General features: G+C 34.1%; 13 protein-coding genes. 7 read left to right on the top strand and 6 right to left on the bottom strand.

Translation table 11 applies throughout. The features are described from left to right. Positions 1 to 8: 8 nt before the first annotated feature. The 4 genes from RT228_RS16525 to RT228_RS16510 all read right to left on the bottom strand — a co-directional run bounded on the left by RT228_RS16525 (position 9) and on the right by RT228_RS16510 (position 7255). Positions 9 to 2084 (bottom strand): hypothetical protein, encoded by a 2076-nt coding sequence (locus tag RT228_RS16525; RefSeq protein ID WP_006260183.1) that lies wholly within the window; start codon positions 2082 to 2084, stop codon positions 9 to 11. A 25-nt stretch (positions 2085 to 2109) separates the two neighbouring features. Beyond that, positions 2110 to 2835 (bottom strand): OB-fold-containig protein, encoded by a 726-nt coding sequence (locus tag RT228_RS16520; RefSeq protein WP_006260182.1) that lies wholly within the window; start codon positions 2833 to 2835, stop codon positions 2110 to 2112. 216 nt (positions 2836 to 3051) lie between these two features. Further along, positions 3052 to 5385 carry a TonB-dependent receptor gene (locus RT228_RS16515; protein ID WP_006260181.1) on the bottom strand — a complete coding sequence of 778 codons (2334 nt, stop codon included), beginning with the start codon at positions 5383 to 5385 and terminating at the stop codon, positions 3052 to 3054. A gap of 202 nt (positions 5386 to 5587) precedes the next feature. Further along, complete coding sequence (locus tag RT228_RS16510) at positions 5588 to 7255, bottom strand: formate--tetrahydrofolate ligase (protein ID WP_006260180.1); 1668 nt, start codon at positions 7253 to 7255, stop codon at positions 5588 to 5590. 303 nt (positions 7256 to 7558) lie between these two features. Between RT228_RS16510 and RT228_RS16505 the strand changes: the two genes are divergently transcribed. Then, positions 7559 to 8140, top strand: coding sequence for a PhnA domain-containing protein (locus tag RT228_RS16505; protein WP_006260179.1), 582 nt, complete (start codon positions 7559 to 7561; stop codon positions 8138 to 8140). Between the two features lie 264 nt (positions 8141 to 8404). On the opposite strand, the gene RT228_RS16500 is transcribed toward RT228_RS16505, so the two are convergent. Further along, complete coding sequence (locus RT228_RS16500; RefSeq protein WP_006260178.1) at positions 8405 to 8815, bottom strand: NUDIX hydrolase; 411 nt, start codon at positions 8813 to 8815, stop codon at positions 8405 to 8407. Positions 8816 to 9204: 389 nt separating this feature from the next. On the opposite strand from RT228_RS16500, the gene RT228_RS16495 reads away from it, so the two are divergent. From RT228_RS16495 to RT228_RS16485, 3 genes are all read left to right on the top strand, one after another. Next, the gene (locus tag RT228_RS16495) at positions 9205 to 9786 is read left to right on the top strand and encodes a hypothetical protein (protein WP_006260177.1); all 582 of its coding nucleotides are present in this window, start codon (positions 9205 to 9207) and stop codon (positions 9784 to 9786) included. 107 nt (positions 9787 to 9893) lie between these two features. Then, a complete protein-coding gene (locus RT228_RS16490) occupies positions 9894 to 10247 on the top strand; it encodes a CD225/dispanin family protein (protein ID WP_006260176.1) in 354 nt (117 codons plus the stop codon). 9 nt (positions 10248 to 10256) lie between these two features. Continuing rightward, complete coding sequence (locus RT228_RS16485) at positions 10257 to 10634, top strand: DUF2752 domain-containing protein (protein WP_006260175.1); 378 nt, start codon at positions 10257 to 10259, stop codon at positions 10632 to 10634. A 58-nt stretch (positions 10635 to 10692) separates the two neighbouring features. On the opposite strand, the gene RT228_RS16480 is transcribed toward RT228_RS16485, so the two are convergent. Next, complete coding sequence (locus RT228_RS16480) at positions 10693 to 11103, bottom strand: hypothetical protein (protein WP_230456750.1); 411 nt, start codon at positions 11101 to 11103, stop codon at positions 10693 to 10695. An 810-nt stretch (positions 11104 to 11913) separates the two neighbouring features. On the opposite strand from RT228_RS16480, the gene RT228_RS16475 reads away from it, so the two are divergent. The 3 genes from RT228_RS16475 (at position 11914) to RT228_RS16465 (ending at position 15662) form a co-directional block, all read left to right on the top strand. Then, a complete protein-coding gene (locus RT228_RS16475; RefSeq protein ID WP_006260173.1) occupies positions 11914 to 12984 on the top strand; it encodes a type II asparaginase in 1071 nt (356 codons plus the stop codon). Positions 12985 to 13097: 113 nt separating this feature from the next. Then, a complete protein-coding gene (locus tag RT228_RS16470; protein ID WP_006260172.1) occupies positions 13098 to 14444 on the top strand; it encodes an anaerobic C4-dicarboxylate transporter family protein in 1347 nt (448 codons plus the stop codon). Positions 14445 to 14474: 30 nt separating this feature from the next. Further along, the gene (locus RT228_RS16465) at positions 14475 to 15662 is read left to right on the top strand and encodes a porin (RefSeq protein ID WP_006260171.1); all 1188 of its coding nucleotides are present in this window, start codon (positions 14475 to 14477) and stop codon (positions 15660 to 15662) included. The last annotated feature ends 350 nt before the right edge of the window (positions 15663 to 16012 follow it).

Raw genomic sequence — 16012 nt, 5'->3', positions numbered from 1 at the left:
AGTATACATTAAGATAACTTTCTATTCCCTATACCGAAACTCTGAACAGCATCAGCTATATTGCTAAGTAAGCCCATATTGTCCTCAGTTGCGTTTTGTTGCATCTTAAGTACTAATGATGCAATACTAAGATTCTTTAAATCTTCAGTTGTGATATTAAACTGACTTGCATAGTGCTTAATATTATTAAATAACTCACCTTGACTGATAGTAGAACCATCACCTAATAAAGCAAGTTTAATATCTTGAGCATTCTGACTCTTATCGATTAATTGGTCAAATCCTTTTGCACGACTTACTTGGTTGATAATGTTTTCGAAGAACATTGTTTCTCCACCTACGATATCAATCTTAGCAGTCTGAAGTGCAGAAGATAATACGTTAGCTTGTGATTGAGCAATATCTTTTTGGATTGTGATAGCAGCCAATTCCACTTCTTTTTCTTTCTGAAGTTGAAGTTTGAACTCTTCGTGTTCTTTACCAACACCATCCATTTGTTTCATAGCATTTGCTTTCTCTTTTAATCCTTCAGCATCAGCTATTGCTTTTTCTTTCATCACTTCAGCTTCCGCTAATCCTTCTTTTCTCTTCGCTTCTGCTTTCGCTTCGATACCAGCTGCCTCAGCAGTTGCTATACGTTGTATTTTAGCAGCATCTACGATACTTTGTTGTTCTACAGCCTCTGCTTTTGCTTTGATTACTTCTGCCTCAGCTAATCCGATAGTAGCATCTTCACGAGCTTTTGCATCTGCCAATATCTTACGTGCCTCAGCTTGTTTAATAGAAGCTTCTTTCTCTGCTTCTGCTTCGATCAGCATTTGTTGAGAGATTTGCTCTTGAGCAGATTTTTTAGCTTCTGCTTCTTTCACTGTTCTGATTAAGTTCTCTTCTGCTTGTCTACTTGCTTGAGTGATACCTACTTGTTTCTCTCTTTCTACAGCGCGAAGTGCTTCAACGTCTTTGATATTTTGTTGTTCTTCCACAACACCTTTTTCAAGCTGTACTCTTTCGCGAATAACATCTTGTATCGTCTTTTTTTCTTCCTCAACAGCACGCTCTTTATTAATCTGAGCTAGTGTTACGATACGTTCTCTTTCTGTTTGTTCTAACGCTCTGTCTTTTTCTACTCTTTCTGTTTCTACAGCATCAGTACGCTCTTTATTTTTAGCAGCGATGATTACTTGACGTAGTTTATTCTCTTCTAATACAGCCAGACTCTCTTCTGTAGAGATGCGTACACTCTCAGATTTAAGACGTTCTTCTTCGCGTACCTTTTGAATCTCAGCTTCTTCACGAGCGCGGATATTATCCACTTCTCTGCGTTGTTTCTCTTCTTTTTCTGATAACTGTCTTTCAAGTTCTAAGATAGCTTCACGAGCTTCTACGTCTTGCTTCTTGATTACCTTTTGCTCATCTCTACGGATAAGGTTAGCATTGATGTTTTGTAATGCAGTAAGTTCAGTAATCTTTTTAATACCTTCAGAGTCAAGAATGTTCTGAGGATCTAAGTAAGAGATATTTGTTTGTTCTAAGTAGTCGATAGCACAGTCATCTAAGATGTACCCGTTTAAGTCTCTACCTATGATATTAATAATCTCTTCTCTAAACTCTCTACGAGCTTCGTATAATTCGATAAATTCAAATTTCTTACCTACTGTTTTTAAAGCTTCAGAAAACTTCGCTTCGAATATATTTCTTAGCGTTTCTACATCACTTGCACGCTCACAACCTAATGTTTGTGCCACATTAATTACGTCTTCTATAGACTTGTTAACTCTAATAAAGAAAGCTACTTTAATATCTGCACGAATATTGTCTTTACAAATAAGACCTTCGTTTTGCATTCTATCGATTTGTAGTTTTTTTACAGAGATATCCATAATCTCCATTTTATGGAATACAGGGATCACATAAATACCTTTGTTAAAAGCTACTTTAGTCCCTCCAACCCCAGTTCTTACTATAGATTTACCTTGTGGTATCTTCTTATAGAAAGATGCAAGTATTGCAAAAAATAATAATACTAATAGAAAAAGTGCGCCTATAATAATAGCTATTAATGTCCCTAGACCAAACTCACCCATAGATTTTAGTGTTTATAGTTAATAATTAATGTATTCTTCTTACTTGGAAGATATTTTCTTTATCACATTTTTTAATGATAATGACTTTCTCTCCATATTTTATTTGGTTACCATCTGTACTCTGTACCAATATCTTGATTGGATCTTGATCGATGACTACCTCCATATTTCCTTGTTTATCTGCAGTGATACTTGATAACATAACACCTTCTTTTCCGATAAAGTCTATTGCCTTCTCACCGTGATAACCAGTGTTCTTTAAAAACTTAACTAGTGGAAGTGTAGCATAGTGTGTTAAGATAATCGCTATAAAAGAAAGTGGAATTAATATCACAACAGACCAAAAGCCTAGATTCACTACTTTAGGAATTGTAGTAGTTAATAATGTACCTGCCCAAGTAAAGAATTTAAAGATGGTTAATACAATCATGAAAGGGATCTTCCCTACATTCATAAACTCAAGTATCTGCATAAAGATACTTGGCTGACGTACATCTACATGATCTGCTACATCCACTTCTTTGTCATGAGTAATGTCTACATGACTTTGTTGTAAGTCAAAGTCTGTATCTACATCAGCATCAATGTCTATGTCAACATCTATTTCAGGATTGACATCCATATCAATATCAAAACCATCAAAACCTCCTAATAAAGCCGAGAATATCCAATAGATAAAGGTTATCCCCATTAATACACTCATAATAGCGTTCGGAAGTGGATTGAATAAATGATGAATTATTTCTGTCATTTATGAGTAAGGTATTATATTAATATGTGTTTAAAATTTACCAAATATAACTTAATTTTAAGAAAGTGTTCTGCTTTATTTTGACAATATTATAACATGAACGAACAATTTATCCTTTTAGGATACCTCTTTTGAGAAATAGGACTTGGATACATTTGTTTTTAAGATTTCAAATAGGATATAAAGAACTTTATGAGTAATTATTGCTCTACTTTATTAAAAGGAATATGTTGCATTAAAGGACATTGTAGTTCCAACTCCTCTAGTATAATCAGCGTGAATACCTCTGTATTGGCTTACTGGTGGGTAGTAGGTTTTATTGAATAGATTGTCTATACCAAGAGAGAGTGACCAATGGTCGTTAGGTTTATAATTAGCATTAAGGTTAAATAGATTAACTTCACTTATGGGACCTTGTCCGTTTTTATATTTTCCATTGTTATTTGGGCTGAAGTGTTTTCTATTTCCTGTATTTATCCAAAATAAGGATAGAGTAGCCTTATTGAATGGAGTATATGTAATAAATGCAGTTGCTTTATTAGGCGGTATTCTATCTTCTCCTAGATATTCTAAGATGCCTTTTTTATTCTCTGTTTTTCCTTCTATAGTGGTGAAAGTACCACCCATTTTTAAGCTCTTCATTACTCTAGCCTCTAAAGCTATTTCGAAACCTTTAATCTTTTCAGGTTCTCTACTAGGCATCAGATATCCTCCGACATCTATAAGGTTAATACCATATTTAGAAGTGCTGATATAATATGAGGTTTGTAGTGAGAAAATGCTGTATTTACTAGAGAAACCTATTTCGTAATTATTAGTAATCACAGGGGAAGTCTCTAAATTATTCAGCGTATTAGCATCTGCTCTTCTCAATATTTTTCCTACTTCATTGAGGGAAAAACCTTGTGAGTAACTGATAAATGGATTGAAGTAATCATATTTAGTGTATCGGATACCTGCGTTAAATACTGTTGCCCTATAAGTTAGTTTACCTCCATTGACAGCTATAGAGCCTTCGTTATTAGGGCCTGTTGATATAGTGGTGTAATCATTGATTTTTACATTCGAATTTTCATAACGAATCCCTCCTTTAAAGATAAAGTCATCTAATATATCTATCTTTAACTGTGCATAAGGGGCTATGCTTAGCATTTTCATTTGGGGAGTTAATATTCTACCATCTGTGAGGTCTTGCATAGTCATATCACTGAGTAGATCAAAACCATAAGTAATTTCAATAGGAGTATTATAAAGCGTAAAAGGAGTATTAAAGTTAGTTCTCATTCCTTTCTTTTTTGATATTATCCTAGTTTGACCTGGACCATACCAGACGGTTCCTTTCGGTACATAACGATTCATCGATTGAAAGGAAGTGATGTAAGCACTAATGTCTAATCGGGTATTAGCATAAAGTGCATCGTTAGTATAGGTCAGCATAGCATTGTGATTGTATGGTGTACCTACTGGTTTTCCACCTTCACTACCTCTTATGCCTATAGCAGGCTCTTGTCCATAACGTCCTGGTTTAGTTTTGTACTTCTCATCTTGTACGGTAGTGTAATAATTGTAGAGTAGTTGTAATGATGAGGAATCGTTGAGCTGATAAGATAGTTTTGTAAAGATGTTTCGCTCATAAGAATTAGACAGACCACCTAGTTGCCCTAGTGGTAAGCCTTCACCATCTCTTTGTAAGCCATTGTATTTAAGATGCCCACCTATAGCGTAGCTGAAGTTATTTATTCTACCAGAGAAGTACTGTCCTATTTGATAGTCTAAGGTTCCACTACTGTGATAAGGGTTAAAGGTAGTACCTATTTTAGTTTGCCCACTTAGTGGTTTGTTGCCTACATCTTTTCTAGTAATATAATTGATAATACCACCCGCAGATCCATTGCCATAGATAGACGTTGCTCCTTTTATTACTTCTATTTTTTCGATAACATAAGGATCTAGAGAACGTATACTCCGGGCTCCATTCATTAAAGGGAGAGATTGTGGAATACCATCTATTAAAACTAGAAGAGGTCTTCCTCTCAGTGTCTGCCCTGTATTGGCTACTTTATTAGTAGCTGTAGCGAGTCCAGGTACTGTATTACCTAAGATATAGCTGATATTACTATTAATATCACTCTGTGTTTCTATTTCTTGTTTGGTAAGTATCGTTACAGAAGAGGGGACTGTAGAGATGTGTTCTGGTTTTCGGCCAGCAGTAATGATAATTTCATTTATAGTCTCAGGATTAACAGTAAGTGTAATTGTAAAGTTGTTAATCGTATCTTTTTGTAACTCAAGTGTCATATAGTAATCAGCGTAATCAAAGGCTTTTAACCTTAAGTCAACAGTAGAGGAATAAGTGTCTGCTAGGGAGAATACACCAGTATCATCAGTGATACCTACATTTTGATTATTTATCTCTACAACTACATTAGGAACAGCATGACCAGAAGAGTTTTTTACTCGAAGATTTAAATGCTGTGCTTGTGAGAGTATTGATAATGAATAGAATAGTGTGATGTACAGTTTCTCTTTTCGGGAGGATAGTAATTTCATAGTGTATTTATTTAGAATTATTCTAAACAAATTTATACAAAAGCATCACTTTATTTAAAAAAATAGGCCGTAAAATGAAAGGGATATGTAGTTAAAGTTTTGAATAGTAGCTATTTAATTTTGATTATTTCACAGTTGTTATAAAATGAATAGGGCCACCTTTATAAGGCGACCCTACTGTTATAGTATATGGTATCAGTGATTAGCTCAATCCTTCAACCAATCCATCCACTAAGTCAATTCTTAGTGCTTGTGGTGATTTTGGCAATCCAGGCATACGCATAATATCTCCTGCTATAGCCACGATGAACTCAGAACCTCTATTGATCACTAAATCATTGATTACAATGTCAAAATCTTTAGCTACACCGTATGCTGTTGCGTCTGCAGAGAATGAATATTGTGTTTTGGCAATACATACTGGATATTGATCCATATCTGTGTTTTTTAGTTGGGCTAATTTCTTTTTAGCAGCAGAGGAGAACTCTACTTTATTAGCTCCATATATCTTCTTAGTGATATTCTCTATTTTTACAGCTATTGTTTCACTGTCTTGATAAGGGAACTGAAGAGGTTTACTTGGGTTGTTTGCTATTGTGTTTACAACTACTTCAGCTAGGGCTTTAGCGCCTTCACCACCTTCTACGAATGCATTGTTAATCGCAAATCCAATGTGGTTATCCTTACAGTATTGTTCTACGATTTGTAGTTCCTCTGCATCATCAGTTGCATATTTATTGAAAGCAACTACTATGCTTTGTCCATAAGATTTAATATTCTCTACATGCTTAGCTAAGTTCTCTAAGCCTTTGCGGATGCCATCTGTATTTTTAGCTTTAATATCTTCGATAGCTACACCACCGTGCATTTTTAATCCTTGTGCAGTAGCTACTACCACTGTCAGTTTTGGTTGTAAACCAGATTTACGACACTTGATATCAAAGAATTTTTCGGCACCTAAGTCTGCACCAAAACCTGCTTCAGTGATGACATAGTCTCCATAGCTCATAGCCATTTTAGTAGCGATAACAGAGTTACATCCATGTGCAATATTAGCGAATGGTCCACCGTGAATAAAGGCAGCAGTGTTTTCCGTAGTTTGTACTAAGTTAGGATTAAGTGCATCTTTTAATAGTACCGTAATAGCTCCAGCTACACCTAGATCTTTTACTGTAAACATACTTCCGTCATAGCGATATCCTAATAAGATATTTTCGATTCTGCGTCTAAGATCTTCTATGTCTGTCGCCAGACACATAATAGCCATAATCTCAGAGGCTGGAGTAATGTCAAATCCTGATTCTTGTGGTACTCCATTAGCACTACCTCTTAGCCCAGTGTTGATATAGCGCAAGCTACGGTCATTCACATCCAATACTCTTTTCCACAATATTTCTTTAATTCCGTTTTCATTAGCTCTATTCTGATAGATATAGTTATCAAATAAAGCGCTTATCGTATTATGAGCTGATGTGATAGCGTGAAAATCTCCTGTGAAGTGTAGGTTGATATTCTCCATAGGCAATACCTGAGCATATCCACCTCCTGCAGCTCCACCTTTCATCCCAAAGCATGGACCTAATGAAGGCTCGCGTAGAGCTACTACAGCTTTCTTACCTATTTTATTTAACCCCAACGCTAGACCTATAGACACAGTGGTCTTACCGATACCTGCTTTAGTAGGAGTGATTGAAGTAACTAATATTAAATTTGACTTATTGATGTTCTCTGTATTCATAGCATCTAGAGGAACCTTAGCCATATACTTTCCGTAAGGGATAAGCTCTTCTTCATTTACACCGATAGAGTGTGCTACATCTTGTATTCTCTTTAACTCACATTCACGAGCAATTTCGATATCTGTTTTCATTTATAATGATAGTTTGTGTTATTGAAGAGTAAAGATAAGGTTTTTTGTAAGGGCAATTATCGCTATTGTGCTTAATTAAAGAAGGGATAGGTATTATGGCGAATTGTGTAATGAAAACCAAGATATATAAGTCGAAACCATAATTCTAGGATTCAATTTTTAGAAGCAATCTAAAAAATTAAGTGTTTTGTTAAATTCATATCTGTGTAGTGCAAATGGTTTAATTACTGAAGTGTTTTATTGTTTTTTATATCTAAATAATAACATATATCTTTACAACTTTAATAATATATTGTTTTATAAATGAAGACTGAAGCACAATTAATAGAAAGAAGTGGTAATAAATGCGAACTATGTGAGGCAACTGGACATTTAAATGTATATGAAGTACCACCTGCAGCAGCTAATGAAGCAGATAGAGAAATCTATATTTGTGATACTTGTTTAGAGCAAGTAGAGAAGAAAGCTGAATTAGATGCTAATCACTGGCAATGTCTTACTACATCAATGTGGAGTGAATTTCCAGCTGTACAAGTAGTAGCTTGGCGTATGCTGAACCGTTTCCGTAACGAAAGTTGGGCAGCAGATAGTTTAGAGATGATGTATTTAGACGATGAACTTTTAGAGTTTGCTAAACTTACAGGAGATCATACAGGGGATGGAAGTGTAGATCTTCATAAAGACTGTAATGGTAATGTATTAGTAGGAGGAGATACTGTGACATTAATTAAAGATCTTGATGTAAAAGGATCTACTATTAATGCTAAGATTGGTACTGCTGTTAGAAATATCCGTTTAGTACACGATAATACAGAACAAATCGAAGGAAAGATAGATGGTCAACAAATCGTTATCTTAACCAAGTTCGTAAAGAAACAAGCATAATTAGCATATACTGATATAACAGCCTCTTTGTTTTAGACTTAGAGGCTTTTTTATTGGCTTTTGGTAGCGGTGAGTCCGTAGTGAGCCCGTTATGAGTCCGTAGTGACTCCGTTAATTCTCGATAAATAACGCAGTCATTACTTAGGTGTTATAGTAAGGTAATGCTGATATTGCAAAGGAAATAGGTACGGTACTAGATGAAACTAGAAGCCTGAGAGGGGCTTGGTAATTATGTTGAGAGTATATTTTAGTAGCATGAGAGGATTAGAATAAACTTAACCAAATAGGAACACTAAATTCTTCTAATAGATGTGCAAGTTTAGTTTCTTTATAAGTTTCTCTTGTGAGCCACTTGGCTTCCGCTATTTCTGAAGCTACTTCTAGCGTTTGATGATTGATTATAATATGATAGATATGAGCTTTCACTATAGTATTCTTTTCATTCACAGCTTCTGTACTATGTGTACCCAGTAGGGTTAGTTCATTTGTGTTTACTGTTAAGTTTAGCTCTTCTTTTAACTCTCTTACTAAGGCTTGTTCAGGAGTTTCTCCTTTTTCGATTTTACCACCTGCCATCATATAATAGGTAGACGTTTTTTTGCGTACAGTCAGTAATCGGTTATCTTGATCTGTTATTAATGCTGATGCTAAATATAGAATAGTAGGAGTTGTCATATTAGACAGTTTTTTAAAATGTAAAGATAGTATTATTAAAAATAACTGTTCAATCATGTTTTGCGAAACTTTATCTTGAGTAAAACAGTACAAAAAGGTTAATTAAAGAAGAATAAGTACTAAAATTAAATGGTTAATATTTAAATAATTAGTCGTCCATTTAGTAAAGTTTATTACTTTTACCAACGAAATAAATGAATTACATATATCAATCGACTTAAATGATAAAAAAAATATAAGTTTGTTGTGGAAATATGTTTTTCAATAAAAAAATATTTTATCTTTATTCTATCAAAGTAATTACTAATATAGAATAAGATTTAGTGTATTACATTAGTTTTAATTTTTAAAATCCGTAAGCCTGATAAGAGGCGAAAATGAACATCACAATGGTAAAAGAAGAATTTACTGCATTATTTAAAGGGTATAAAGTACCTAATGAAATTAAAAGTTTATTGGAATTTCAGACATCTGAGAATATTCCATCTTATTATTCTAACGCTATCTATTTAATAGACGAGGATCCAGGAATCATCGAATCTATTTCAGAAGAAGAAGAATTTGTAAATTCGTTTGTTCCTTTTGCAGAGGCTAATAGTACTGGTAGTATTTTTGCTTTTTGGGTACAGGATAAAGCGGTAAAAAGTTTGGATAACTGTCCTATCGTTGTTTTTGGTGATGAAGGTGGAGTTTTTATCGTTGCTAAGAATATCAAAGAGCTATTACAGATATCAGCTTATGATGTGGAAGCAGTTGTGTTTATGGAAGAATTCTATTTCCCTGATAAAGAGGAACTGATAGAAGAAGGAGAATTCGATGCTGCAGAGTTCAATAAAGAATTCTTAGATTGGCTTCGTACTGATGCGAAATTAAAACCAATTCTTACAATAGAAGCTATAGATGAAGTGATTGCAAATGCACAAGATCAATTTGCTGATGAGTTAGAGCAATTTATAGCAAAGTTTGCATAAGTATAAAAGAAATAAGATAAGTATAATGAAAAGAGAGGAATTTCCTCTCTTTTTTGTTATAGATATGTTAATAAAAATAACTATCTTGCTCAACAAAATAAAAAAATATGGAATTTAATCAATTTGAAAATCAAGTTACAGAACAACGTGAGAAGCCTAATAACTATATGGGGCTGTCTATTACTTCTACAGTATTAGGTATGTGTTCTTTCTGGTGTATTGGGTTAATATTAGGTATTATCGCTATCGTAATGTCTAGTCAGTCTACTAGTAAATATAATAATGGTGAGTATGAGGCTTCTGTTAAAGCAGCTAGTACAGCGAAGAAATTAGCTTTAGTAGCTATTTTATTATTTGTAATCGCTATTGGTAAAGCTGTTTTTGATATTGTGAATGCAGGAGGTATTAATGCATACTTCGAAACAATTATGGAGCAAGTGAGAGCAGCTCAAAATATGTAATAGACTATAATGAAGAATTGGATACTTAGAATCATATTTCTAATAATTCCTCTTTTTGGATTATATTATTACTATCAGTTTTTTGGGAGTGGTGATAATGGTGGTCTATCGTGTATGTTCTATCGTGAGACAGGATGGTTATGCCCTGGATGTGGAGGACAGCGTGCCTTGCATGCATTACTACATGGACATTTTAGAGAGGCTATAGAATATAATGTAATGATATTAGTATACTTTCCTCTACTTGCTTTTTTATATATAGCATTAGTGGAAGTGTATATTGTAAAGAATGATAAGTTTTTGCAGAAATATGCTATTCCGAATTGGTTTGCCTATTCTTTTCTAGCACTTATTATTGTATTCTTTATAGTCAGAAATATATGGTAAAGTAAAAAGCCCCTTAGTTAATCTAAGGGGCTTTTGTATTTATAAGAAGATTAGGTTCTTATTTATCTTTAAAAGTGCGTAGTTCATTTTTATATACATAGTATATACTACTTGTGATAGGGTCTATTTCGTATAGAGGTCTATTGTTATCAATAGCTATTTTATCTACTTCTTTACCGTCTTTCTTTCTCACTTTGACTAGTTGTGTAGTTTCTCCTTCAGTACCTCTAGCGAATACATAAGCGTATTCAGCAGTTTGTTTAAGAGCATTAAATCTACTTTGTACCAATGGAGTGATAGTACTATTCAGGTCATTCATAAGGGACTGTTGAGTATTTAGTGTTTTTTGTGCTTTAGCACGATCTTTCTCACTGAATACATAGTCTTTGCTTTCTATTACTTGACCATTAGCATTGCGATAAGATACAGAATAGGTCGCACTTGTTATGGCTTGGTTTTTAGCATTCATAGCCCCCATATAAGCATTACCAGCTATAGACGCTGATTTTAGTAAACGTCTTCCTGCTTCTCCTGGTTCTTTATACGTGTTGTGGTATATAACATTTCCATCTTGACCAACTCCGATAACATCGTTTTGCCCAATGATACAGATTACACCATCGATGACTTCTAGACTAGTAATTAAATTGTTGTTATATATAGTTAATAGATGTTGTCATTAAAACTGTATGGAGTAAAGTTTTATTATGTTTTTTTTAACAGAATTGATTCAAAAAAATGATTGTATTATTTTTTATCTAAAATTTTACTATTTATCGAATAAAAGAGACGAAATAATAGGCTCTTATAGTTACAGTTTTTTTTATTATATTGAAATATGTTTAAAAAAAAGCTGTAGTTTGGAATATTATTGCTGAATATTTATTTATTCTTTTTTACTTTTACTTATTTGATATTGTTAATTATTGTCGTAGTTTTATATATTATTTAGATCAGTGTTGTGTTAAAGTGACTTTATTTGGCATTTTTTTGATTATATTTTTCTGTTTTAAAACAATGGCAAAATAAAAAATATAGAAGTTTAGTGCTCTGAGGTAAAAGTGTGAAAAAATAAAGTGATGTAGGGTATTGATATATTTTTAAGAGAAATTATTTTTAGGAAATAGGAGATTTTATTATTCGTTTTTTTAAAAAAAATAAGAAAAGGGAATGAAAGTTGTGGTGTGTAGTTTAGAACGATATGAGTTATCTATCTCTGATATAGAATAGAAGATTGGTTTAAAAAAGTAGAAGTTGATTAATTATAATTATAGTAACCATGAAAAAGGTATTTAGTTTAATGTTCGGTGTATTGTTAGCATTTCAAATGCAAGCTCAGACTAAAGGAGCTTCAAATACATCAAAGGATGAACCTCGTGTGATTATCCTTGCAACAGGAGGAACAATAGCAGGGTCAGGAGAGTCGGCAACGAAGGCAGCTTATACTGCAGGTAAAATTCCGATTGAGAATCTTCTAAATGCTGTACCTGAGATGCATAAGTTTGGCAAAGTTAAAGGGGAACAGATTGCTCAGATTGGTAGTCAAGATATGAATATTGAAACTTGGTTGAAATTAAGTAATCGTATTAATGAGATATTCGAGAAAGACGAGGCTGATGGAGTAGTGATCACTCATGGAACGGATACCCAAGAGGAGACTGCTTATTTTTTAGAATTGACTATTAATTCTAATAAGCCTGTGGTATTAGTGGGAGCGATGAGACCTGCGACAGCGATGAGTCAAGATGGGAATAGAAACTTATTAGATGCTGTGATGGTGGCTGCATCTCCTGAAAGTAAAGAAGCAGGGGTGGTGATTGCAATGAATGAAGCAGTATTTGCAGCTAGAGATGTCACAAAAACAGTGACAACTAATATGGCTACATTTCAATCTAGAAATTTTGGACCAATAGGATTGATCTTTGATGGGAAAGTGAGTTACTACTATAAAACATTGAGATCTCCAGAGAAGAAGTTTAATGTAAAGGGATTAACTAAACTTCCTCAGGTAGAAATCGTTTACGGTTATGCTGATGCTAGTCCTAGAGCAGTGACTGCTGCCAAAGAAGAAGGTGTAGCTGGTATAGTATACGCTGGTATGGGGAATGGTAACTTTAATGCTCCTGTAGGAGATGCTTTAATAGCAGCTGCAAAATCAGGTATTATAGTTTGTCGTTCAGCAAGAGCTGGAGCAGGTAGAGTGACTTTATTTAATGAGGTGGATGATAATGCGCTTGGTTTTGTGGTAGCAGATGATTTAAGTCCTCAGAAAGCTAGAATCTTATTAATGTTAGCACTTACTGAGACCAAAGATAGAGCTGTGATTCAAGATATGTTCTTCAAATATTAAAAGAGATAAGTTATAACCATTAATATAAGAGGAGCGCCTACTGAATGTATATACAGTGTAGCGCTCCTTTTATATAGAATCTATACTAAAGGTATAATTAAAATTTTGTGGCTATGTTACTATTACAGTTCTGCATCTTGATAGGAATGATTCTTATCGGATCGCAAATGAAAGGAATTGGTCTTGGTGTTATGGGAATGGTTGGCTTAAGTATATTCGTATTTGTATTCGGTATGCGTCCTGGCGACCCTCCTATAGATGTAATGCTTGTGATTATGGCAATTGTGTCTACAGCTGCTACACTTCAAGCCTGTGGTGGACTTGATTACTTAGTACAATTAGCGGAAAAAGTGATTCGAAGTAACCCTTCTAATATTGTGTTTATCGCACCATTTACGGTTTATTTCTTTTGCCTTTTTGCTGGTACAGCGCACTTACTATATTCTTTATTACCTATTATTTCTGAGGTAGCAGCTAAAAAGAGAATTAGACCTGAGCGCCCTTTAAGTATATCAGTTATCGCTTCTCACTTAGCTATAACAGGAAGTCCGATGAGTGCCGCGACAGCTGCTTTTGCAGGAGCTAGTATTTTAGCTTATCAAGGAGCTTTGATAGATATTATGAAGGTGTGTATACCAGCTTGTCTTATTGGTATTTTAATAGGTTGTTTATCTGTTCTTAAGAAAGGGAAAGAGTTAGAAGATGATCCTATATTTATTGAGAAGATGAGAGACCCTGAGTTTGCTAAAAGTCTTGATGCAGACGAGGTAGGAGAGAAAAAAGAGTTAAAAAAAGGAGCGAAGAGTTCTGTTGTTATATTTTCTATAGCAGTGTTATTAATTGTTCTAGCGGGTGCTTTTCCTCAATTACTTCCTGTGTTTGAACCTGGGGCTGTAAGCTTAGTGCTTAAGGCTAATGGAGAACTACAGATGGTAGCAGTGATAAGTATGATTACATTGACTGCGTCTGCTCTAATGATGATTACGACCAAGACAAGTGCTATAGCAGTGACAAAGGTTAGTCTCTTTAGTTCTATGGCTACTGCGGTAGTCTCTGTGTTTGGGGTAGTATGGATGAGCTCTACTTTTATGGCGCATAATGAGGTGGTGATAAAAGCATTTATGACCGATGTGGTTTCTGCATATCCGTGGACTTTTGCTATTGCTGTATTTATTTTAGGTGCCTTGATGTTTAGTCAAGCAGCTACAACTAAAACGATGATGCCTCTAGGGGTGTCTTTAGGATTGTCTAATCCAGCGTTGATTGCAATTTTCCCAGCAGTAAATGCGGATTTCGTATTACCAGGTTATCCAACATTGCTAGCAGCAATTAATTTTGATAGAACAGGAAGTACTAAAATCGGGAAGTTTGTAGTGAATCACAGTTTTATGATTCCAGGGTTAGTTGCTATAGGTGTTGCAGTAACAGCCGGTTTCTTATTAGGAGCTATATTATTATAAAAAATGAAGAATTAAATAAAAAAAATGAAAATGAAAAAGGCATTATTATTAATGACGATGTTTGTAAGTGCGGGAGCAATGGCTCAGGAACCGCAATCTTCTACAGACACAATAGTAAAACCTATTATCCCCGTCGAGAAAGTAGGATTGTTAAAAAATATAGACGTTCTATTTCATACTAGAGTAGGGTTTGAGAGTTATTTTGATAACGGAACTTTTACAAACTCTGAGTTTGATAATAATCAAGCACGTATTGAGATAAAGGGGAAAATACATGATCGAGTGTATTTTAGATTTAGGAATAGATATACTCAGAAATCTGAAATAGGAACTAAAGATCATATCGAAAGAGGGGTTGATATGGCATTTGTTGGAATTTACCTTGATCCTAAGACTAGATTAGACATTGGTAAGATGAGTACTGACTGGGGAGGATTTGAGTTTGATTTAAATCCAATCGAGATTTTACAGTATAATGATATATTGCAACATGCTGATAATTTCTTGACAGGAGTTGGGGTTACACATACTCTGGATAATGGGCATTCTTTTGGATTGCAAGTGCTAAATTCTAGAACACAGCATTTTGAAGACCAGTATCAGGATTTTGATATTACTAATATAGAAAAAGCAAAAATGCCTTTAGCTTTTGTTACGAATTGGAGAGGTAATTTCTTTGGTGGTAAGTTCCAAACAAATTATAGTTATAGTTACTTTCAAGAAGCCAAAAGTAAAGTGATGAACTATGTGTCCCTTGGTCATAAGTATCAAGATGATAAATTAACCATTATGTATGACTTCCAGTATAGCAAGGAAGATCTAGATCGTAAAGGGATGGTTAGTTATATGGTGAATAATACCTTAGCAGATGGTGTTAAAGGACATGTGAGTGAAAATGTAGCTTATATGGATAACTGGATTAAGGCAGATTACTTAGTTACTCCTAAGTTAAATTTATCATTAACATTGATGACTAGTAACGCTTATGGTAAGAATATAGAGAGTACTACAAGTGGTACAGATCGCTTGAGAACAAGTTATGGTTTTATACCAACAGTACAGTATATACCATTTAAGGATATTAATGTGAGGTTCTTTGTGTCTTATGTAGGAAGATATTACAATTACTCATCTTATGCTAAGAATAATTTAGGATTAGAAAATTATAATACAGGAAGATTGACAATAGGATTTGTTGCTCCTTTATTGATACTATAATAAATATGTCATAATAATAAGTATAAGCTCTAAGTCTACTGACTTAGAGCTTATCTTTTTTATAGGAGTAGCTCAATAGCGCCTTACTATATATACTAGAGCACAATATTAAATATATTTCGCCCTCTAGCGTTACGTATATATAGTATAGAGACGCCATAAGGTTATAACCTTTAAAAAAAGATAAAAAAACTTTTGCTCGTAAAAGGTAATATAATAGAGAGTTATGAAATACTTTTTAAAAACATTGAAAAAAAGGCAAAGATAAGTTTGGAAGTAAGAGAAAAGATACTACTTTTGCATCCGCATTAGAGAAGTAATAACGACTCTAGAGGCAGACGATCATAAAC

This window comes from Myroides sp., from assembly GCF_032073645.1.
Classification (GTDB): domain Bacteria; phylum Bacteroidota; class Bacteroidia; order Flavobacteriales; family Flavobacteriaceae; genus Flavobacterium; species Flavobacterium odoratimimum.
Note: the sequence above shows the minus strand (reverse complement) of the source record. Positions and strands in the feature narration are given on the sequence as shown.